Origin of the sequence: Klebsiella sp. C349492 (assembly GCF_042055345.1) — a bacterium.
Lineage (GTDB): Bacteria > Pseudomonadota > Gammaproteobacteria > Enterobacterales > Enterobacteriaceae > Klebsiella > Klebsiella scottii.
The window spans coordinates 745,728-764,885 of sequence record NZ_JANQCE010000002.1 but is presented as its reverse complement, the minus strand read 5'-3'; the positions used below and the strand labels follow the sequence as shown (position 1 = coordinate 764,885).

The following is a 19,158-nucleotide window of genomic DNA, read 5'->3' as shown; positions in this document are numbered from 1 at the left end:
GTGCGTTTTTTTAGCCGGGCATACTGCAATACTCCGGCTACTCGTCACCTGGTCAGGCCCGGCGAACCGGGCCATCAGATTTTATTTCCCGCTTTTTACCTTGGTCCACGCGCGGGTGCGCACGCGGTCGATTTTCGGCTCCTGAACCTTCAGGGTGAACAGCTTGGCGAACACGTCGGCCGGCGGATAAATCGCCGGATTACTGCGGATGGCTTCGCTGACCAGCGGCGTTGAGGCCTTGTTGCCGTTGGCGTAGTACACCTGATCGCTAATCTTAGCGATGACTTCAGGGCGCATCAGATAGTTAAGGAACTGATAAGCCTCATCTTTATTCTTAGCATCTGCCGGCATCGCAAAGACATCGAAGAACGCCATCGCCCCCTCTTTCGGAATAAAGTAGGAGACGTTCACGCCATTTTTCGCCTCTTTTGCCCGGTTTGCGGCCTGCCATACGTCGCCCGCCCAGCCGATCGCGACGCAGATATCGCCGTTGGCCAGGTCGTTGATGTACTGCGAGGAGTGGAAGTAGCGGATGTTCGGCCGCAGCTTGAGCAGCAGGTCGGTCGCCGGACCGGTATAGTCATCGGCCTTCATGCTGTTCGGATCTTTGCCGAGGTAGTTGAGCACGGTTGCAAAAATCTCTTCCGGCGCATCGAGGAAGGAGACGCCGCAGCTTTTCAGTTTTTCGAGGTTTTCCGGCTTCAGCACCAGATCCCAGCTATCCAGCGGCGCGTCTTTACCCAGGATGGCTTTCACTTTATCGACGTTATAGCCAATACCGGTGGTAGCCCACAGATACGGCATCGCATATTTGTTATCCGGGTCGTGCTTCGCCACCAGCTTTAAGACTTCCGGATCGAGGTTTTTCCAGTTAGGCAGCTTGCTTTTATCCAGCGGCTGGAACACGCCCGCCGCCAGCTGGCGCTCAAGGAAGCTGGCTGACGGTACCACCAGGTCAAAACCGGTGCTGCCCGCCATCAGTTTGCCTTCCAGCACTTCGTTGGAATCAAAAACGTCGTACACCACTTTAATGCCGGTCTCTTTTTCAAAATCGGCCACCGTGTCCGGGGCAATATAGTCAGACCAGTTGTAAACGTGCAGGGTTTTCTGTTCAGCGGCGAGCGAACCGGCAGAGACGGCCATCAGCGCGCCAGTCACCAAACCTGTTAACCATTTTTTACCAAAGGCGGTCATATCTCTTATTCCTTCTCAATGCCCGTTAACAACGGACTTAATATACGCAATTATCCGCATGCAAAAATCATGCATATTTTTTCATTGTCTAAGAAAAGGAGAGAGGACCTCTCCCGGAATGGTTGCCCGCAACTGGAAGCAGCGTCAGAATAACTGTAGCCAGAATAAGAGGCTATAGCCCAGGTAAAATAACGCCTTTTATCAATTTTTTATGCAATATGGGTCTATGTGATAAGCCGAAAGCGGCAGAATGGCGGTGAAAAATTCTTTAACGGCGGGTTAAAAGCAGAATAAAAGCGTGTAATACGCAGCCGCTCTGGCAGTGGCTGCGCTATTCATCGACGGGGCTAGTGAAGAAAATGGTGCTGAACCTCCTGCACCGCGAGATCCTCTTCCTCATCGGCTTTATACAGCAGCTGATTGGCCGCGGCTTCGAGGATAATCATAGAGATCTGCTCTTCGCCCAGGCGGAAGAACCAGCCGAACTGATCGACGGTAATGCCGACGCCAACGGGCAGCGCCTGACAAACCACCAGCTTGGGCAGATTATCGTCCTGGATATCGAGGAAGGCTTTGGCGGTCAGCGAGCTGGCGTTAATCGCCGAGAGATCCGCCGCGAGCGGCAGCAGCGCCGACGGCTTCACCTCCGCCAGCGCGGAAAAGAGCACCACGTTATCCACCAGATCGAGCTTGGCGTCAAAAATGCCGTCGAAGTTCTGCATGTGCGGCAGGTGCAATGCCTGGCAGGAATCACACTCAAAAAAGCTGATGCCTAATTCGTCGAGCCAGTGACGTAACGTATCAAGACCCGGAACGACCAGTGAATCCATATGACCTGTAACCTCTTGCTGTGGAAAAACGACGTCATAGCTTACGCAAAAAACGCGGCGCATACCATGAAAGTGTCATCAATGCGCGCTATCCGCCCATTTTCAGACAGAATTCCGGCGTCGCCTGCCGCTCAATCCAGGCCACCATATGCCCGGCGATATCAACGCCGGTAGTCGTTTCGATGCCCTCAAGACCCGGCGAGGCGTTAACTTCCATCACCAGCGGCCCGCGGTCGGCGCGCAGGATATCGACCCCGGCAACGTCCAGACCGAGCGTTTTCGCCGCCTTAATGGCGATCGCTCTCTCCTGCTCGCTAATCGTCGCCACCGTTGCAACGCCGCCGCGGTGCAGGTTGGAGCGGAAATCGCCCTCTTTCGCCCGCCGCTCAATCGCCGCCACGACCTCATCCCCCACCACCAGACAGCGAATATCCCGCCCTTTCGCCTCGGCGATATACTCCTGCACCAGAATATGGGCGTTCAGCACGCGGAAGGCGTCAATCACGCTCTCCGCCGCCTGACGGGTCTCTGCCAGCACCACGCCGATTCCCTGCGTGCCTTCGACCAGCTTGACCACCAGCGGCGCGCCGCCGACCATAGCGATCAGGTCGCTGGTGTCATCCGGGGAGTGGGCAATACCGGTCAGCGGCAGGTCGATCCCCTGACGCGCCAGCAGCTGCAGCGAACGCAGCTTGTCGCGCGCGCGGGTAATGGCGACAGATTCATTCAGCGGATAGCTGCCCAGCAGCTCGAACTGACGCAGCGCGGCGGTGCCGTAATAGGTAATTGCCGAGCCGATGCGCGGGATCACGGCATCGAAATGCGGCAGCTGGCGGCCTTTATAGTGAATCGATGAGGCTACCGGGCTGACGTTCATATAGCAGGAGAGCGGATCGAGGATTTCGACCTGGTGGCCGCATTTTTGCGCGGCTTCACTCAGGCGACGACATGAGTACAGCGTCCCGTCCCGGGATAATATGGCAATTTTCACCCTGCACCTCGGCAAAAAGACCCGTTCAGGCGGGCCGTTGATAGCTGACAAGTCGCAACATTAGCGCTGGCCTGGCGGAACACCCGGATGCCAGACCGGGTGCAGTTTACACGCAATCAGCGCGTTGCCCATCCCTGCTTATGCAGATAGTCGAGAATAAACGGCCGGCTTTCTTTGATGATGGTGCGGCGGATATGGTCGCTCCAGGTATCCCGGCGCGCGTTGCTGCCGCGCGACAGGTAGTACTGCGCCATCTGCTCGTCATACTGTGCCAGCACGTCGTCATCGACCGGCTGATAGCCGTTTTCATGGACCAGCATCGCCGCCGGCATGCGCGGCTTGACGTCAGGATTATCGGCCGGCCAGCCGAGGCACAGCCCAAACAGCGGCAGGACGTGCTGCGGCAGCTGCAGCAGCTCGGTCACCGCCTCAATGCTGTTGCGGATGCCGCCGATATAGACGCCGCCAAGGCCCAGCGACTCCGCGGCCACCAGCGCGTTCTGCGCCAGCATCGCGGTATCGACGGCGCCGAGCAGGAGCTGCTCCGCCAGGCCCAGCTGGGCATCCGGGCAAATTTGCAGCAGACGGTTAAAGTCGGCGCAGAATAGCCAAAACTCCGCCGCCTGCGCGACGTGCTGCTGGCCGCCGCTCATCGCCGCCAGCTGCTCGCGCAGGCGCGGGTCGGTAATACGAATAATCGAAGTACATTGTAAAAAGCTGGAGCTGGAAGCTCCCTGCGCGCTGGCAATAATCGCCGCGCGCTGTTCGTCGCTAATGGGTTCGTCGGTAAAGTGGCGAATGGAGCGGTGGCTACGCAGCAGCTCAATGGTCGGCGTCATCTCGTTTTTCTCTGTCTGACAATGAAGAAGGTGTTTTTTTGCTTTCGGTTAGCTGGGGCGCAACGATCTTCGCCATCCGCCACACCAGCGCTATCGCGGCCGGGATCATCAGCAGCACGCCGACAAAAATCATGATCAGCGCCGCGGTTGGGCTGGCAAAAGGCGCCGGCAGATGCAGGTACTGATTAAGCGAGAGCCAGGCCAGCGTCAGCAGCACGATGCCGACGATCTCTACCAGCAGAACGCTTTTGGGTAACGCAGCGGGCGATCGCATAACTCTCCTCCGGTCCGTGGGTTTCGCGCGGCGAAGCAAAAAATCGTTGCACAACAGGGTCAGTATAACGGTTCAAAAGCAAAGTCATTTATCAAACATAGCCTTAAACCATCAAAGCAAAAGGCAGAACCTTCTTTTACTCACCGGCAGAACGCGGCATCATAGGCCCCATTCGCCATCCGGCTGAGATTTAAGGAGAGAAATAATGTTTACCGTAATTTTTGGTCGTCCAGGTTGCCCATATTGCGTACGTGCCAAAGAGCTGGCAGAAAAACTGACCAACGAGCGCGACGATTTTAACTATCGCTACGTTGATATTCACGCTGAGGGCATCAGCAAAAGCGATCTGGAAAAGACCGTAGGTAAACCGGTTGAGACCGTGCCGCAGATTTTCGTCGATCAGAAGCATATCGGCGGCTGCACCGACTTTGAAGCCTGGGCCAAAGAGAACCTCGGCCTGTTTGCCTGAGCCGGTTCATTGCTCTGATGAGTTGCTGCGTCTGGTATCGAGCCAGACGCAGATAAACAAAGAGCACAGCGCGCCGAGCGCACACCAGAATACCGCGCTAAACAGCCACGCCAGCTCCTGCCAGAACGTCCGCTGAGTAACGAAAAAAATCCGCATTATCGCCAGGCAAACCGGCGCCGCCAGAATTGCGCCGACCAGCGGCTGTAGCACGCGCCGTCCCGGAGAGAGACAGCTCGCCAGCGCGCCGGGCAGCAAAAAAAGCAGCAGCCCGAGCTCAGGGTTACCGCCAGCCCGAAAGGCGCCTTTCATATGTAATAACAGCGATAAACAGACCACGATAAACAGAAAGAACCCGCAGGCGACACCCGCCCAAGCACGCTCAGCTTTCACAACATCCTCCTGATTCTGCCTCTAACCCACTTCCAATTAGCCCAGTCAGATAAAGCATTCTGGCAATCCATGCCAATAAAGGCTCCCGATGGCGTAAATACGATTGTGACTAGCCGCAGCATCCAGGAAGGATTAAACTGTCGACTATATTTTTGCCGGTTATAACGGGATGCCAGAATAGGGTTCGGGACAACGCGAACACTGAAGCAACCTTAGACCAAATAACCATTTCCTTCAACAACTTACTAGTAAATGAGAAGTTGGTTTTCGTGAATATAAACGTCGCAGATTTGTTAAACGGGAATTACATCCTGTTATTATTCGTTGTCCTTGCACTCGGTCTCTGTCTCGGGAAACTGCGTCTCGGGTCAGTACAACTTGGTAATTCCATTGGCGTTTTAGTAGTTTCCTTATTATTAGGCCAGCAGCATTTCAGTATTAACACTGATGCGCTGAATCTGGGCTTTATGTTGTTTATTTTTTGCGTCGGCGTCGAAGCCGGCCCCAACTTTTTTTCTATTTTTTTCCGCGACGGGAAAAACTATTTGATGCTCGCCCTGGTGATGGTTGGCAGCGCGATGCTGCTGGCCTTAGGGCTGGGTAAACTCTTCGGCTGGGATATCGGCCTGACCGCCGGGATGCTCGCCGGCGCAATGACCTCAACGCCGGTGCTGGTCGGCGCGGGCGATACGCTGCGCCACTTTGGTCTACCGGCCGACCAGCTGGCGCTTTCGCTCGACCATCTGAGCCTCGGCTATGCCCTGACCTATCTGGTTGGCCTGGTCAGCCTGATCGTCGGCGCGCGCTATATGCCCAAGCTGCAGCATCAGGATCTGCAAACCAGCGCCCAGCAGATTGCCCGTGAGCGCGGGCTGGATACCGACTCTAAGCGTAAGGTCTATCTGCCGGTGATCCGCGCCTACCGCGTTGGCCCGGAGCTGGTGGCCTGGGCGGACGGCAAAAATCTGCGCGAGCTGGGGATCTACCGCCAGACCGGCTGCTATATCGAACGTATTCGGCGTAACGGTATTCTGGCTAACCCGGACGGCGATGCGGTGCTGCAAAAAGGGGATGATATCGCGCTGGTAGGCTACCCGGATGCCCACGCCCGCCTTGACCCTAGCTTCCGTAACGGCAAGGAGGTCTTCGACCGCGACCTGCTGGATATGCGCATCGTCACCGAAGAGATTGTGGTCAAAAACCACAATGCGGTGGGCCGCCGTCTCGCCCAGCTAAAGCTGACCGATCACGGCTGTTTCTTAAACCGTGTGATCCGCAGCCAGATTGAAATGCCTATCGACGATAACGTGGTGCTCAACAAAGGCGACGTTCTGCAGGTCAGCGGCGACGCGCGCCGGGTAAAAACCGTGGCGGACCGCATCGGCTTTATCTCCATCCACAGCCAGGTCACCGACCTGCTCGCCTTCTGCGCCTTTTTCATCGTCGGCCTGATGATCGGCATGATCACCTTCCAGTTCAGCTCGTTCAGCTTCGGCATCGGTAACGCCGCGGGGCTGCTGTTTGCCGGGATCATGCTCGGCTTCCTGCGGGCCAACCACCCGACTTTCGGCTATATCCCGCAGGGGGCGCTGAATATGGTGAAAGAGTTCGGCCTGATGGTCTTTATGGCCGGGGTCGGCCTGAGCGCCGGCGCCGGGATTGGCCACGGCCTCGGCGCCGTCGGCGGACAGATGCTGGCGGCGGGCCTGATCGTCAGCCTGGTGCCGGTAGTGATCTGCTTCCTGTTCGGCGCCTACGTCCTGCGCATGAACCGCGCAATGCTGTTTGGCGCGATGATGGGGGCCAGAACCTGCGCGCCGGCGATGGAGATTATCAGCGACACCGCGCGCAGCAACATTCCGGCGCTGGGATATGCGGGGACCTATGCGATAGCCAACGTGCTGCTGACCCTCGCCGGGACGCTGATTGTCATCATCTGGCCGGGGCTTCAGTAAATTTTTGCGAAAAAAATGCGCATTGGCAGAACTTTTCTCACGGGCATCAGTCATAAGTAGTGCCACTGCTTTTCTTTGATGTCCCCATTTTGTGGAGCCCATCAACCCCGCCACTTAGGTTCAAGGTTGATGGGTTTTTTGTTGCCTGAAATTCCCCATCCTGAATCACTCCGCCCTCAATCGTCCGTTTACAGCGCCGACGGCGGTTTGCATCATGACGTTTATTACCCATAGTTTTGCGCTAACGGGACAGAAGCTGTCTTATCTAAAGACAGATCTTCGGCGGCGCTACGCTTCCCCGGCCAGGCGGCCAACCATCAGGCGAATGGCCTTTTTTGAGAGCGGCGCGCTGTCGGTAACGAAATGCAGCGTCATGCCTTCAATAAACGCATCCAGCCCGCGGGCGGTTTGCGGTTCAAACCACTGCTCCAGCGTCTGCTGGCTGCGCTGCATCCAGCTTTGCATCACCGCCTTTAGCGCCGGCTGGCTGCTGCAGAAGGCATACAGCTGATACATCAGCTCCATGTTCCGCGCGGTGGTCACCTGGGCGCTAAAAATCAGATCGGCGATGGCGTCACAGGCCTCATCGCGATTGCTCACTCCGGCGAAAAACTGCTGATACTGAGCGGACATCTCGGCGGTAAAAATGCAAAACGCCTCCTCAATCAGCGCATCTATACCGCTGAAATAGTAGGTCAGCGAACCCAGCGGGACTTCGGCGCAGCAGGCAATCTTACGATGCGTGACCGCATGAATACCGTGGGCGGCAATCGTGTCCAGGGTCGCGTTCAAAATGCGCTCCCGACGCTGGGGATCGTTCGGTCGACGGGCCATATTCATCTCTTTTCATTGCGCCCCATTCACAGGTCATGATGGGAATAACGATAGCCAACAATTCGCTAACCTGAAGGCTATCCGGTGTATGTACAAATGTACACAAACTTGCTAGTGTTGTCTGCATCTTCTCATTCACTGGCGTTTACGGATGACAGCGCAAAACTCCCGCAGAGCCCTCCAGCTTCGGCTATGGGCGCTATTTATGTTCTTCTTTATCCCCGGATTACTAATGGCCTCGTGGGCCACGCGCACGCCGGCAATCCGCGATCTGCTGGCGCTATCGACGGCGGAAATGGGCATCGTCCTGTTTGGCCTGTCGATTGGCTCGATGAGCGGCATTCTCTGCTCGGCGTGGCTGGTTAAACGTTTCGGCACCCGCAAGGTTATTCGTACCACCATGTCCTGCGCGGTGGTGGGCATGGCGGTGCTGAGCGTGGCGCTGTGGTTCACTTCGGCGACCCTGTTTGCCATCGGGCTGGCGATTTTCGGCGCCAGCTTCGGTTCGGCAGAAGTGGCGATTAACGTTGAAGGCGCCGCCGTCGAACGCGAAATGAATAAAACCGTGCTGCCGATGATGCACGGCTTCTACAGCTTCGGCACCCTGATCGGCGCCGGTATAGGTATGGCGGTCACCGGCTTTGGCCTGCCCGCCGCGCCGCACATTCTGCTGGCCGCGCTGGTGGCGATCGCGCCAATTGCGATAGCCATTCGCGCCATCCCTGATGGCACCGGGAAAAATGCTGCCGAGGCCGCTCAGCAGGGGGAAAAAGGCCTGCCGGTCTGGCGCGACGTTCAGCTGCTGCTGATTGGCGTCGTGGTGCTGGCAATGGCGTTCGCCGAAGGCTCCGCCAACGACTGGCTGCCGCTGCTGATGGTGGATGGTCACGGCTTTAGCCCAACCTCAGGCTCCTTAATTTACGCCGGATTCACCCTCGGGATGACCGTTGGCCGCTTTACCGGCGGCTGGTTCATTGACCGCTACAGCCGGGTGACGGTGGTTCGCGCCAGCGCGGTAATGGGCGCGCTGGGCATTGGTCTGATTATTTTTGTTGATAATCCGTGGGTCGCCGGGATCTCCGTGCTGCTCTGGGGGCTCGGCGCGTCGCTCGGTTTCCCGCTGACCATTTCGGCCGCCAGCGACACCGGGCCGGATGCGCCGAAGCGCGTCAGCGTGGTGGCGATAACCGGCTACCTCGCCTTCCTCGTCGGGCCGCCGCTGCTGGGCTTCCTCGGCGAACATTTCGGCCTGCGCAGCGCCATGATGGTGGTGCTGGGGCTGGTCATGGTGGCGGCCCTGGTCGCTAGGGCGGTGGCCAGGCCGCAGCCTGAACCTGTAATGGAGAACAGTTAATGAGCATCAAACTAATTGCGGTAGATATGGACGGTACCTTTTTAAGCGATGCCAAAACCTATAATCGCCAGCGTTTTCTCAGCCAGTATCGGCGGATGCGCGAGCAGGATATCCGCTTTGTCGTCGCCAGCGGCAACCAGTACTACCAGCTGATTTCGTTTTTCCCCGAAGTGGCCAATGAGATTGCCTTCGTCGCCGAAAACGGCGGCTGGGTGGTCAACGCCGGAGATGACGTATTTAACTGCCAGATGCCGAAAGATCACTTTCACGCGGTCATCGACTTTCTGCAAACGCAGCCGGAAATTGAAATTATCGCCTGCGGCAAGCGCAGCGCCTATACGCTCAATCGATACAACGATGAGCTAAAAGCGGTCGCGGCGAAGTATTATCATCGCCTTGAACTGGTGGATGACTTCAATAACCTCGACGATGCGATCCTGAAATTTGGCCTTAACGTGCCCGATAATCTGATCCCCGAGATGCAGCCAAAGCTGCATGCGGCGCTAGGCGGGATGGTCAACGCCGTCGCCACCGGCTACGGCAGCATCGACCTGATTATGCCTGGCGTGCACAAGGCCAACGGCCTGCGCATCCTGCAGGAACGCTGGGGGATTGAAAATCATCAGGTCGTCGCCTTTGGCGACAGCGGGAATGATATTGAAATGCTGCAACACGCCGGATTCGGTTATGCCATGGCCAACGCCGCCGCGCCGGTAAAAGCCGTCGCCGGTTACAACGCGCCGCATAACAATGAGGAAGGGGTGCTGCATATTATCGATAAGGTGCTGAATCGCGAAGCGCCGTTCGCCTGACGCTTTCCCGGGTGAGGCGCCGCGCCGCACCCGGGATTACCAGCATGATTTACTGCGGATCGTTGCCGCTACCGACGCTTTTATCGTGCAGAAAATAGATAATCATCGCCAGCCACAGCACGCCGCTTAGCAGGTTAAACAGGCTGAACATCCCGCTGCCCCCCAGCTCATAAGCGTGTTTGCTGACTTCAATCCCGACGGTGAAGATCAGCATTTGCAGCATCCCCATCGCCGCCGACACCGTCCCTTTGCTCATGTCGCTGGCAAACAGCGTCAGGCGAACCAGGCCGGCGTTAGCCAGGCCAATTCCGAAGGCATAGACGCTCAGGCCGGCGGTCATCCACAGATAGGCGTGGGTCGATACCACCGTCGCCACCGCGGAGAGCAGCAGACCAAGCATAATCGGCCAGCCGCCGAGGATAATCAGCGAGCGTACCGTGCGTCGGGAGGTCAGCCGCGCCAGCACCAGATTACCGGCAATCAGCGCGCCAAACACCGGCACCTGCAGCAGACCGTACTCATAGCTGGTCGCCTGCTCACCGCTGATAATAATGACCGGCGACTGGGCAATCCACGCCAGCAGCGGCAGGCTAACAAAACCGGTAGCCAGCGCCCCGGCGACAAAGCGCAGATTTTTCAGCACCAGGCCATAATCACGGCCCAGCTCTTTCATCGACAGCTTCTCGCCCATGCGGGTGGCGGTCTCCGGCATCGCCCGCTGCAGCCCGAAGAAGGCGACGGCCGCCAGCACGGCAAACAGCACGAACATCATTTCCCACGGCAGGATGTGGACCCAGGCCGCGCCGACCAGCGGCCCGAGCAGCGGCGCAATCAGCGCGACGTTAGCCATCAGGGCGGTGATTTTGATACACATCGCCTCATCGAATGACTCCTGAATCGCCGCGTAGCCAACCGCCCCGATAAAGCACAGGCTGATGCCCTGCAAAAAACGCAGCAGCGTGAACTGTTCGATGGATTGGGCCAGCAGCGTCGCCAGGCAGGTGACGATAAACCACACCACCCCGGTCAGCATCACCGGGCGGCGACCAATACGGTCCGACAGCGGGCCAAGCAGCCACTGTAAAAACATCCCGCCCGCAAGGTAGGCGGTCATAGAAGTCGGAACCCACTCATTACCGACCTGAAACTCGGCGACCACCGAGAGCATGCCCGGTTGGATCATATCGTTGGCGATATAAGTGGAGAATTCGTATAAAACCAGGCACAGCGGAAAAAGCAGCGCCTGCCGTCCGAGGCGTTTGCCTGAAAGCGAATAATTCTGCATGAAAGCTCTTATTTAGAAAAAATCGCGCAAAGTTTAATGAAAGTCTTGCCGGGGAGATAGTGAATTGTGAGTGACAATTAAAAATAGCACAACGTTTCCCCCGCCCGGCGCCATTTTTATTATCCCTGTCTATATTTCGTTTATATTTCAATTAGGTTACAGGCCTTATACTCATTCCAGCCGGCGCTCAAACGAAGACGCCAGCCGAAAATGCATCATAACAAGCTGATAATTAAGACAATACTGCTTTATTTCATCGCCACCGTCTCTTAAGGTGGGCGGCTTATTGTTATCGGACCCTAAGAGCCTGAAAGTATGCTGGAAAATATCAACTACGCGCTGTTCGCATCGATCAACGCCACCCCCGCCTCACCGTCGTGGGCTATTGCGCTGGCCACCCTGCTCGCCAAAGATTTGATTTTGATTGTTCCTTTACTGACGGCCGCGCTGTGGCTGTGGCGACCGAACCAGCGCCAGCTGGTATTTAAGGTGCTGCTGGCCCTGGCAATAAGCCTGACGCTGTCGTGGATCTTCGGCCTTCTCTTCCCGCACCAGCGCCCCTTCGCCGCCGACGTCGGCTATCAGTTCCTGCACCACTCGCCGAATAACTCGTTCCCAAGCAACCACGGCACCATCAGCTTTACCTTCGCGCTGGCCTTCTTATTCTGGCATCGCCTGGGCGCCGGGATCGCGCTGATGACCGCAGCGATGGCTATCACCTGGTCTCGGGTCTATCTCGGCGTTCACTGGCCGCTGGACATGCTCGGCGGCCTGCTGACAGCCATGTGCGGCTGCCTGGCCGCGCAGCTGCTGTGGCACAGCGGCGGTCGTCCGCTCTATCAATACCTGCAGCGGCTGTACCGCCTCTGTTTCTCCCTGCCGATCCGCAAAGGCTGGGTACGCGAATAGCCCGCGCCGCCTGGCTCCTCACCCGGCGCGCACTTCAGACGCGTGACTAACCCCCTTCAGGCAGGTAAAATTGCCCACTGACGCCCTGCCAATGCAGGGCGATTTCAGCTTAGAGGGATTATGGAAACACGTCGTGATGAACGCATCAGCCAGCTTATTCAGGCCCTCAAGCGCAGCGATAAGCTTCATCTAAAAGAAGCCGCAGCGCTGCTGGGCGTTTCTGAAATGACCATCCGTCGCGACCTGAACGGCCATAATGGACCCGTTGTCCTGCTGGGCGGCTACATCGTCCTGGAGCCGCGCAGCGCCACGCACTACCTGCTTAGCGACCAGAAAACTCGCCTCGTGGATGAAAAACGCCGCGCCGCCCGCCACGCTGCCGGCCTGCTTGAAGCCCACCAGATGGCCTTTTTTGACTGCGGGACCACCACGCCGTGGATCATCGACGCGATTGATAACGCCCTGCCGTTTACCGGCGTCTGCTATTCGCTGAATACCTTTCTTGCGCTGCAGGAAAAGCCCCACTGTCGGGCCATCCTCTGCGGCGGCGAGTTTCACGCCAGCAACGCGATTTTTAAACCGCTGAGCCTGCAGGATACCCTGAGCCATCTGTGCCCGGACATCGCCTTCTACTCGGCGGCGGGAATTGACTGCGAGCAGGGGGCGACCTGCTACAACCTTGAGGAACTGCCGGTTAAGCACTGGGCGATGAGCAGCGCGCGCTACCACGTGCTGGTGGTGGATCACAGTAAATTCGGTAAGGTCAGGCCGGCGAGAATGGGCGATTTATCGCGTTTTGACGTGATTGCCAGCGACGTCTGTCCGGATGACGATCTGCTGGCGCTGGCGAAGGAAAAACAGATTTCACTGCTGTACTGATCGCGCCCCGCAGGGCGCGACCGGCAGATTATGAGAACCAGCCGCCGAACCAGCCGTGCAGTTTCATCAGCACGAAGTCCATCATTCGGCTAAAGAAGCCGCCTTCGTTTACCGCTTCCATCACGATAAGCGGACGCTGCTCAATGGTTTTATCATTGAGTTTAAAGTCGATGGTCCCCACCACCTGCCCTTTGGTCAGCGGTGCCGTCAGCTGCGTATCCTTCAGGGCGTAGCTGGCTTTCAGGTTCTTCATCTGACCGCGCGGAATGGTAATCGAGCCGGCTTCACCTGCGCCTAGCTTCGCTTCGCTGCTATCGCCAAACCACACGCGCTGGGTGATAAAGGTGGCGTCCGGCTTAATGGGCGTCACGGTTTCATAGAAGCGGAAGCCCCAGGTCAGCAGCTTTTCTGACTCGTTAAAGCGAATACGGTCGGTTTTGGTGCCCAGCACTACGGCAATCAGGCGCATGTCGCCCTGCGTTGCCGAGGAGACCAGGTTATAGCCCGCTCCGGTTGTGGTCCCCGTTTTCACGCCATCGGCGTTGAGGTTGGAGCTCCACAGCAGGCGGTTACGGTTAGGCTGACGGATCTTATTGAAGGTAAACTCTTTTTCTTTATGGATAGCGTACTCTTCAGGGACGTCGTGGATCATCGCTTTGGTCAGCAGCGCCATATCGCGGGCGGTACTGAACTGACCCGGCGCATCAAGGCCGTGCACGGTCATAAAGGTGGTATTCGCCAGGCCCATTTTCTGCGCATAGCCGTTCATCAGGCTAACAAACGCATCCTGGCTTCCTGCGACATAGTCGGCAATCGCAATGCTGGCATCGTTGCCGGACTGAATGATGACGCCCTTATTGAGATCCTCAACCGACACCTGCATACCCGGTTTGAGGAACATCACCGATGAGCCGCGCAGCGCCGGGTTGCCGGTTGCCCAGGCATCGCGACCCACGGTCACCATATCGGTAGATTTAATCTTGCCCGCTTTCAGCGCCTGCCCAACGACATAGCTGGTCATAATTTTGGTCAGACTTGCCGGATCGAGTTTTTCATCGGCATTGCCTTCGCTGAGCACCTTGCCGCTGGCGTAGTCCATCAGGACCCAGGCTCGCGCATCAATCGATGGGGCATCGGGGAGTTGTTCTGCAGCCTGAACCGCAGGCGCAACGAGAACGAGAAGAGCGCAGCCTGCCGCGAGGCCGCGAAGGGAAAAAGCATCATGCGTCATAAGAGCCACCCAAGTATCCTTTCCAAACAAAATATGCCGCAGCACTCTATCGGCGCAGCAGCAGCCGGTGAGTAAAGCGTACAAATGACCTTAAAGAAACAGCGAGTTGGTAAAGTTTTTAAAGTTTACTCAATAACCTCGCGTCTTGCTGAAAACAGAGCAATTTTTTTGATCGCGATTGCCTATATATTAACTTTATTCCAACATGATGACTCACCTTGCTGCAACGACGGCTCAATAACTGACGGGAACCGATATGATTACGCTATGGGGTAGAAACAATTCAACTAACGTGAAAAAAGTACGCTGGGTGCTGGAAGAGCTGGACCTTCCCTATCAGCAGATTATGGCGGGGCTGGAGTTTGGTGTGAATCACGACGCGGAGTATCTGGCGATGAACCCGAACGGTCTGGTGCCGCTGCTGAAAGACGATGGCCTCGTGCTGTGGGAGTCGAACGCCATTATTCGCTATCTGGCGGCGCAGTACGGGCAAAACCGCCTGTGGGTTGACGATCCGGTCCAGCGGGCGCAGGGCGACAAATGGATGGACTGGGCCAACGGCTCGCTCTCTCCCGCCCACCGCCCGGTATTGATGGGGCTGGTGAGAACGCCGGAGGAGAAACGCGATCCCGCAGCGATTGCCGCCGGTATCGCCGCCTGTGAAGCGCTCTTCGCCATCCTCGACGCCGAGCTGGCGGTATTCCCGTGGCTGTCCGGCGAGTCGTTTGGCCTCGGCGATATTGCCGTTGCGCCGTTCGTCTACAACCTGATGACCATCGTAACGACCTGGCAACCGCGCCCGAACCTACAGCGCTGGTATCAGCAGATTAACGAACGCCCGGCCTGGCGCAGCGTCGTGGCGATCCCGGTCACCTGAGGCTAACTCTGCGGGCTGACCTTCAGCAGTTCGCCGTTGGATTCGTCGGTCAGGACGTACAGATAGCCATCGGGTCCGACGCGAACATCGCGGATACGCTGGCCGCGATCGCGCAGAATTCGCGCCTCTTCGCTGACGCTATTGCCCTTTACGTCGAGGACAATCAGCGACTGGTCCTTCAGCGCGCCGATAAACAGCTTGTGCCGCCACTGGGGGAAGGTTGCGGAATCGTAGAAGGCCATGCCGCTCACCGCGGGCGACGTTTTCCAGACAAACAGCGGCGCTTCGGTTCCGTCCACCGCCGCTCCCTGAGCTTCCGGGATAGGCAGACCGCTGTAATTTATGCCGTGCGTCGCCAGCGGCCAGCCGTAGTTCTTACCTCTCTGCGGGATGTTAATCTCATCCCCGCCGCGCGGGCCGTGTTCATTGAGCCACAGGGTATCGCTCCACGGATTGATCGCCATTCCCTGCGGGTTACGGATCCCGTAGGCCCAAATTTCCGGCCTTGCGTCGGCGCGGCCGACAAACGGATTATCCGCCGGAACCTCTCCCGCCTCGGTCAAACGCACCACCTTGCCCTGCAGCTTGTCCAGATCCTGGGCCGTCGCCCGCTGGTTATTCTCCCCTAAGCCGATAAACAGGTGCCCCTTACCGTCAAACGCCAGACGCCCGCCAAAGTGGTTGCCGGTGGAGAGCTTCGGCTGCTGGCGAAAGACCACCCGAAAATTCTCCAGCCGCCGACGATCCTCACTCAGGCGGCCGTATCCTGCCGCGGTTCCCGCTTTGCCATCGTCACCGGCTTCCGCGTAGCTCAGCCACACCTTCCGGGAGTGGATAAAGTCCGGCGCCAGCGCCACGTCCAGCAACCCTCCCTGCCCGCTGGCCCACACCTGAGGTACGCCGGAAATAGCCGGCGACAGCCCCTCCCCCTGGCGCCAGAGCTTCAGCTCGCCGCCGCGTAGGGTGATAAGTATCCCCTGCCGGTCGGGGAGAAACGCCAGCGCCCACGGATGTTCGAGCTTATTTTGCAAAACCTCAACGTGCACCTTCTGGGCGACGGCGGCGGCAGGTAACAGCAGAGCGGTAAGGACTATCAGGGCGACGGTCTGGCGCATGGCTCACTCCTTTTATCAGCAATGAAATAAGGGTAGCCAGCGAAGGGGATCGGCAGGGGGAGCTTTACATAACATTAAGCAGGGGGGCATGCCCCCCTGAATTCAGACGCGGGTTATTGGCGCTGATGCATTCAGTTTATGAATGTTTAGCGACAATCCTGCCAGGCAGCGTTCTAGCGTCTCTACGTTAACCGCAATATAAGACGGACAATCGTGATGCCCGCTCATCAGGCAAACCGCTGCGGAAGCAACGAATTCACCCGCAAGGCGAAGAGCTTCCCTTTCCTCCGGCGTAACAGCGTGCTGCAATCGCGGCGCGTGTTCACGCATTTCACAACAAAGCTCAAACAGGTTATCACGCAGATGCTCGTTCTCGCTGACTGACATATAGCCTTTAGCTTTGCGTAGCTGCAGATAAGCATCGAGATCAATGTTAGCATTAATCAGCTTATTCAAAAGGTTACGGTACAGTCTGTCAACGGTCATCATGGTTCCTCCTCTGTCGTCCATTACCATAATTATAATATGGTCGTTTTTTGCGCAAAGTCATGCGCGAGGTCAATAATTCCCGGTTAATTAACATCATTTACAATGTTGCGATAATGTTTAAATCTGTCGAAATGCGCCGCCTGCCGGGATGCCATCCGGCGAGCATTGACGCGCCGCTCAGCGGTTCGATAGCGCAACCGCGGCGATATAGCGCAAAACCTGGCGCGCAAAGGGAGCAAACGGCCAATATAGAGGTAAGAGAAAGGTCGCTCCCGCGACGCAATATGAACAGACGCCGGTCGCGTCGGCGGAAAATAAGAAAAGATCCGTGGGCATAATAAACCGGATATCCGCGAAGCATCTGCGGATATCAGCAGGATATTAAGGCCGCGATCCCGGCCTGCCGGTAAATATTTTACATCCGCAGCTGCTAACAACTATATAAATAGTGATTTATTTTTATTTAACATTAGCCCATCATTCGGACAAGATGCTAAATGGATAGCAAACGGAAGAGAGAAAACTATTTTTACAGTATACATACCCGGCACAACGCAGCAGAATATAGGTCCCTATAAACCATACCAGGCGTTCTTATGAAAATAATGATGATAATAATTGTGCTGTCAGCACTCATTTTTATTTTCATAAACCCTCTGAATTCAGAGCCTGTTACGCATCATGATTATTATTTTGATACATCCCACGTTAGCATTAACGACCGGCATCAGGAGCCAGAGATAAATCCTCGCGCCTTCCCACGAAACCTGTAAAGACAGCCCGTAAATGGCGGAACCACTGCCGGTAGCGTAGGGAGAATAGCGCCCGTTAAATAGCCCATAAAATAACCTGAGATCGCCTGCAATGTAAAATCAGCCGGTGACCATTAACCTGTTTATCCACTGACCATGACAGAGAATATGAAACTTAAAAATAGTAAAAAAACACATACTGGCAGCATCGTATTTACATTATTTATCGTAATGAACGTTCTGATGCTGGCCGTCAGCATCTACGTACTCTATTTTAGCTCTGCGGCCCCCTTTGCGGATCACAGAATTATCCGCGACGCGACCTTCTGGATTAGCGCATTCAAGCACATCCTCTTTCTTAGCGGCCTGTGGATTTTCTTCGATGTCATTTTTTCAGTTTACTTTTTCTTCAAAAGAAAATAACACGCCAATCTTCTACCTATTACGGAAAGCAGCATGATATTTATCCTCGTCTGGCTCATTGCTATGGGCACCAGTGAATTATTACTTTGGTCATACAGTTACCTCCATATTCTGTCACCGGTTATCTACGTCACCCTCTGCCTTATGTATTTGTATCAGCGTAAAAAAATCCGCCATTGCCCTGATTTAAGCATCAATGAGCAAAAGATCAGGGTGCTGCGGTTAGGGATTGTGTTCCTTATCGCCATGCTGATTATGCTGGCGCTCACCGTACATATTAATGTGCTGATTAGCCTGTACGGCAATCTTTAATCCCGACGTATAAAGGCAGTTCGGGCAGCGCCCAGGGCCGGTAAGTTCCCGAACTGTTGTATCGGTATTACCGGGCATGCCCGTCTTATCAGGCGATATTCTACGCTGGACAGGGATGACGCCAGATATCAACGTCCGGCGCTCACTTTCAGGATCAATATATGCTCCGCCCTTTGCTGATGCTCTGCTGTATTTTGGTACTTTGCAGCTGCTACCCTTTAGATAAAAAAGAGGACGACCTACCCGACATACGGCTGAACAGGCCGCAGTGCGCAAGCCGAAATGATATTATTACATGCGACTGGGGATAATACTGCTTAGCGGAAACTCCACTGAACACTCATAACGAAAATCGCCGGAATAATAATTCCGCCCTCAACGCCAAAATAATCCGTAAAGTTATATTGCAGGCCATGATAAACATACGGGGAGAAGCCTACCCCGGTTAACTTCTTCGCCGTCCGGTAGGCCCCCGAGTCGCCGCAGTGGCTGAACGCTTTAAAAAAGAATTCCCCGGTGTAGGCGTATACGCCTTTAAACGTCCAGCCGCTTTGGCCTGCAACCCAGTCTCTTCTCATACCCAGCGACAGGCAGCGATCGTCAAAACTATTTTTCATCGTCCCGGCTAACGCGCTATATCTGGAATCCGGCGAAAACTTTCGCTCTACTGACAGAAACTGATTATTAAAATGCTCGTTATACTGCCCATGATTTCCCGTCAGGTGGTAGACATACGAACCGGTATTTATCGAATATAAATTAAGCTCCCCGGCATACCCTGGCCCTGCGGCCATCATTGAAATACCTAATATACAACTTCGTTTTTTAAACATGGACCAACTCAGAAAACGGCAAACGGATAACCTGAAAAGAAAAGCATAACGCTAGCACAGCGCGTCTAAACCGATGCTCAATCACTTTTTATACCGCATCTTCAGCCGCCC

The 19,158-nt window shown here is 56.0% G+C and carries 20 protein-coding genes; 8 read left to right on the top strand and 12 right to left on the bottom strand.

The window, feature by feature from the left end:
- Positions 1–81 precede the first annotated feature (81 nt).
- From potF to NWP14_RS11245, 5 genes are all read right to left on the bottom strand, one after another.
- Positions 82–1,194 carry a spermidine/putrescine ABC transporter substrate-binding protein PotF gene (potF, locus tag NWP14_RS11265; RefSeq protein ID WP_095095530.1) on the bottom strand — a complete coding sequence of 371 codons (1,113 nt, stop codon included), beginning with the start codon at positions 1,192–1,194 and terminating at the stop codon, positions 82–84.
- Between the two features lie 347 nt (positions 1,195–1,541).
- Complete coding sequence (locus NWP14_RS11260) at positions 1,542–2,024, bottom strand: YbjN domain-containing protein (protein WP_095095526.1); 483 nt, start codon at positions 2,022–2,024, stop codon at positions 1,542–1,544.
- Positions 2,025–2,112: 88 nt separating this feature from the next.
- Positions 2,113–3,015, bottom strand: coding sequence for a 30S ribosomal protein S6--L-glutamate ligase (gene rimK, locus NWP14_RS11255; RefSeq protein ID WP_375215330.1), 903 nt, complete (start codon positions 3,013–3,015; stop codon positions 2,113–2,115).
- A 116-nt stretch (positions 3,016–3,131) separates the two neighbouring features.
- Positions 3,132–3,854 (bottom strand): nitroreductase NfsA, encoded by a 723-nt coding sequence (gene nfsA / locus NWP14_RS11250; protein ID WP_375215329.1) that lies wholly within the window; start codon positions 3,852–3,854, stop codon positions 3,132–3,134.
- Positions 3,838–4,128 carry a YbjC family protein gene (locus NWP14_RS11245; RefSeq protein WP_095095517.1) on the bottom strand — a complete coding sequence of 97 codons (291 nt, stop codon included), beginning with the start codon at positions 4,126–4,128 and terminating at the stop codon, positions 3,838–3,840. Before NWP14_RS11245 ends, nfsA begins: the two co-directional genes overlap by 17 nt.
- A gap of 205 nt (positions 4,129–4,333) precedes the next feature.
- Between NWP14_RS11245 and NWP14_RS11240 the strand changes: the two genes are divergently transcribed.
- The gene (locus tag NWP14_RS11240; RefSeq protein WP_004859945.1) at positions 4,334–4,597 is read left to right on the top strand and encodes a GrxA family glutaredoxin; all 264 of its coding nucleotides are present in this window, start codon (positions 4,334–4,336) and stop codon (positions 4,595–4,597) included.
- 6 nt (positions 4,598–4,603) lie between these two features.
- Here the strand turns inward: NWP14_RS11240 and ybjM are convergent, their stop codons facing one another.
- Complete coding sequence (gene ybjM / locus NWP14_RS11235; RefSeq protein ID WP_095095515.1) at positions 4,604–4,987, bottom strand: inner membrane protein YbjM; 384 nt, start codon at positions 4,985–4,987, stop codon at positions 4,604–4,606.
- A 269-nt stretch (positions 4,988–5,256) separates the two neighbouring features.
- Between ybjM and NWP14_RS11230 the strand changes: the two genes are divergently transcribed.
- The gene (locus tag NWP14_RS11230; RefSeq protein WP_095095512.1) at positions 5,257–6,942 is read left to right on the top strand and encodes an aspartate:alanine antiporter; all 1,686 of its coding nucleotides are present in this window, start codon (positions 5,257–5,259) and stop codon (positions 6,940–6,942) included.
- 288 nt (positions 6,943–7,230) lie between these two features.
- Here NWP14_RS11230 and NWP14_RS11225 read toward each other — a convergent pair whose 3' ends face one another.
- The gene (locus tag NWP14_RS11225; RefSeq protein WP_375215328.1) at positions 7,231–7,776 is read right to left on the bottom strand and encodes a TetR/AcrR family transcriptional regulator; all 546 of its coding nucleotides are present in this window, start codon (positions 7,774–7,776) and stop codon (positions 7,231–7,233) included.
- 151 nt (positions 7,777–7,927) lie between these two features.
- Here NWP14_RS11225 and NWP14_RS11220 point away from each other — a divergent pair, with 151 nt between their 5' ends.
- Together NWP14_RS11220 and NWP14_RS11215 are read left to right on the top strand one after the other, a co-directional pair.
- Positions 7,928–9,130 carry an MFS transporter gene (locus tag NWP14_RS11220; protein ID WP_095095484.1) on the top strand — a complete coding sequence of 401 codons (1,203 nt, stop codon included), beginning with the start codon at positions 7,928–7,930 and terminating at the stop codon, positions 9,128–9,130.
- On the top strand, positions 9,130–9,942 hold the full coding sequence (locus NWP14_RS11215; protein ID WP_375215327.1) for a Cof-type HAD-IIB family hydrolase: 813 nt from the start codon (positions 9,130–9,132) through the stop codon (positions 9,940–9,942). The genes NWP14_RS11220 and NWP14_RS11215 overlap by 1 nt, the downstream gene beginning before the upstream one ends.
- Positions 9,943–9,991: 49 nt before the next feature.
- On the opposite strand, the gene NWP14_RS11210 is transcribed toward NWP14_RS11215, so the two are convergent.
- Positions 9,992–11,227 carry an MFS transporter gene (locus tag NWP14_RS11210; protein WP_095095480.1) on the bottom strand — a complete coding sequence of 412 codons (1,236 nt, stop codon included), beginning with the start codon at positions 11,225–11,227 and terminating at the stop codon, positions 9,992–9,994.
- A gap of 315 nt (positions 11,228–11,542) precedes the next feature.
- Between NWP14_RS11210 and ybjG the strand changes: the two genes are divergently transcribed.
- Positions 11,543–12,136, top strand: coding sequence for an undecaprenyl-diphosphate phosphatase (gene ybjG / locus NWP14_RS11205; protein WP_375215326.1), 594 nt, complete (start codon positions 11,543–11,545; stop codon positions 12,134–12,136).
- Between the two features lie 120 nt (positions 12,137–12,256).
- Positions 12,257–13,015, top strand: coding sequence for a DNA-binding transcriptional repressor DeoR (deoR, locus tag NWP14_RS11200; RefSeq protein ID WP_095095474.1), 759 nt, complete (start codon positions 12,257–12,259; stop codon positions 13,013–13,015).
- A gap of 28 nt (positions 13,016–13,043) precedes the next feature.
- Here deoR and dacC read toward each other — a convergent pair whose 3' ends face one another.
- Positions 13,044–14,246, bottom strand: a complete 1,203-nt coding sequence (gene dacC, locus NWP14_RS11195; protein WP_095095471.1) for a serine-type D-Ala-D-Ala carboxypeptidase — start codon at positions 14,244–14,246, stop codon at positions 13,044–13,046.
- Positions 14,247–14,502: 256 nt separating this feature from the next.
- Here dacC and NWP14_RS11190 point away from each other — a divergent pair, with 256 nt between their 5' ends.
- Positions 14,503–15,123, top strand: a complete 621-nt coding sequence (locus tag NWP14_RS11190) for a glutathione S-transferase family protein (RefSeq protein WP_375215325.1) — start codon at positions 14,503–14,505, stop codon at positions 15,121–15,123.
- Positions 15,124–15,125: 2 nt separating this feature from the next.
- On the opposite strand, the gene NWP14_RS11185 is transcribed toward NWP14_RS11190, so the two are convergent.
- Together NWP14_RS11185 and bssR are read right to left on the bottom strand one after the other, a co-directional pair.
- Positions 15,126–16,238 (bottom strand): PQQ-dependent sugar dehydrogenase, encoded by a 1,113-nt coding sequence (locus NWP14_RS11185; protein WP_375215324.1) that lies wholly within the window; start codon positions 16,236–16,238, stop codon positions 15,126–15,128.
- A gap of 102 nt (positions 16,239–16,340) precedes the next feature.
- Positions 16,341–16,724, bottom strand: a complete 384-nt coding sequence (bssR, locus tag NWP14_RS11180) for a biofilm formation regulator BssR (RefSeq protein WP_095098005.1) — start codon at positions 16,722–16,724, stop codon at positions 16,341–16,343.
- A gap of 1,211 nt (positions 16,725–17,935) precedes the next feature.
- On the opposite strand from bssR, the gene NWP14_RS11175 reads away from it, so the two are divergent.
- Positions 17,936–18,214: a hypothetical protein gene (locus tag NWP14_RS11175; protein ID WP_095095458.1), complete on the top strand. Its 279-nt coding sequence runs from the start codon at positions 17,936–17,938 to the stop codon at positions 18,212–18,214.
- A gap of 317 nt (positions 18,215–18,531) precedes the next feature.
- Here NWP14_RS11175 and NWP14_RS11170 read toward each other — a convergent pair whose 3' ends face one another.
- Positions 18,532–19,011 carry a hypothetical protein gene (locus NWP14_RS11170; protein ID WP_346432109.1) on the bottom strand — a complete coding sequence of 160 codons (480 nt, stop codon included), beginning with the start codon at positions 19,009–19,011 and terminating at the stop codon, positions 18,532–18,534.
- Positions 19,012–19,158 lie beyond the last annotated feature (147 nt).

Coding starts and splice junctions, on each gene's coding strand:
- NWP14_RS11260 (WP_095095526.1), bottom strand. CDS start 2,024: ATGGATTCACTGGTCGTTCCGGGTCTTGATACGTTACGTCACTGGCTC.
- NWP14_RS11215 (WP_375215327.1), top strand. CDS start 9,130: ATGAGCATCAAACTAATTGCGGTAGATATGGACGGTACCTTTTTAAGC.
- deoR (WP_095095474.1), top strand. CDS start 12,257: ATGGAAACACGTCGTGATGAACGCATCAGCCAGCTTATTCAGGCCCTC.
- NWP14_RS11185 (WP_375215324.1), bottom strand. CDS start 16,238: ATGCGCCAGACCGTCGCCCTGATAGTCCTTACCGCTCTGCTGTTACCT.
- potF (WP_095095530.1), bottom strand. CDS start 1,194: ATGACCGCCTTTGGTAAAAAATGGTTAACAGGTTTGGTGACTGGCGCG.
- ybjG (WP_375215326.1), top strand. CDS start 11,543: ATGCTGGAAAATATCAACTACGCGCTGTTCGCATCGATCAACGCCACC.
- NWP14_RS11210 (WP_095095480.1), bottom strand. CDS start 11,227: ATGCAGAATTATTCGCTTTCAGGCAAACGCCTCGGACGGCAGGCGCTG.
- nfsA (WP_375215329.1), bottom strand. CDS start 3,854: ATGACGCCGACCATTGAGCTGCTGCGTAGCCACCGCTCCATTCGCCAC.
- NWP14_RS11225 (WP_375215328.1), bottom strand. CDS start 7,776: ATGGCCCGTCGACCGAACGATCCCCAGCGTCGGGAGCGCATTTTGAAC.
- NWP14_RS11220 (WP_095095484.1), top strand. CDS start 7,928: ATGACAGCGCAAAACTCCCGCAGAGCCCTCCAGCTTCGGCTATGGGCG.
- NWP14_RS11190 (WP_375215325.1), top strand. CDS start 14,503: ATGATTACGCTATGGGGTAGAAACAATTCAACTAACGTGAAAAAAGTA.
- bssR (WP_095098005.1), bottom strand. CDS start 16,724: ATGACCGTTGACAGACTGTACCGTAACCTTTTGAATAAGCTGATTAAT.
- dacC (WP_095095471.1), bottom strand. CDS start 14,246: ATGACGCATGATGCTTTTTCCCTTCGCGGCCTCGCGGCAGGCTGCGCT.
- NWP14_RS11170 (WP_346432109.1), bottom strand. CDS start 19,011: ATGATGGCCGCAGGGCCAGGGTATGCCGGGGAGCTTAATTTATATTCG.
- NWP14_RS11245 (WP_095095517.1), bottom strand. CDS start 4,128: ATGCGATCGCCCGCTGCGTTACCCAAAAGCGTTCTGCTGGTAGAGATC.
- NWP14_RS11240 (WP_004859945.1), top strand. CDS start 4,334: ATGTTTACCGTAATTTTTGGTCGTCCAGGTTGCCCATATTGCGTACGT.
- NWP14_RS11175 (WP_095095458.1), top strand. CDS start 17,936: ATGATATTTATCCTCGTCTGGCTCATTGCTATGGGCACCAGTGAATTA.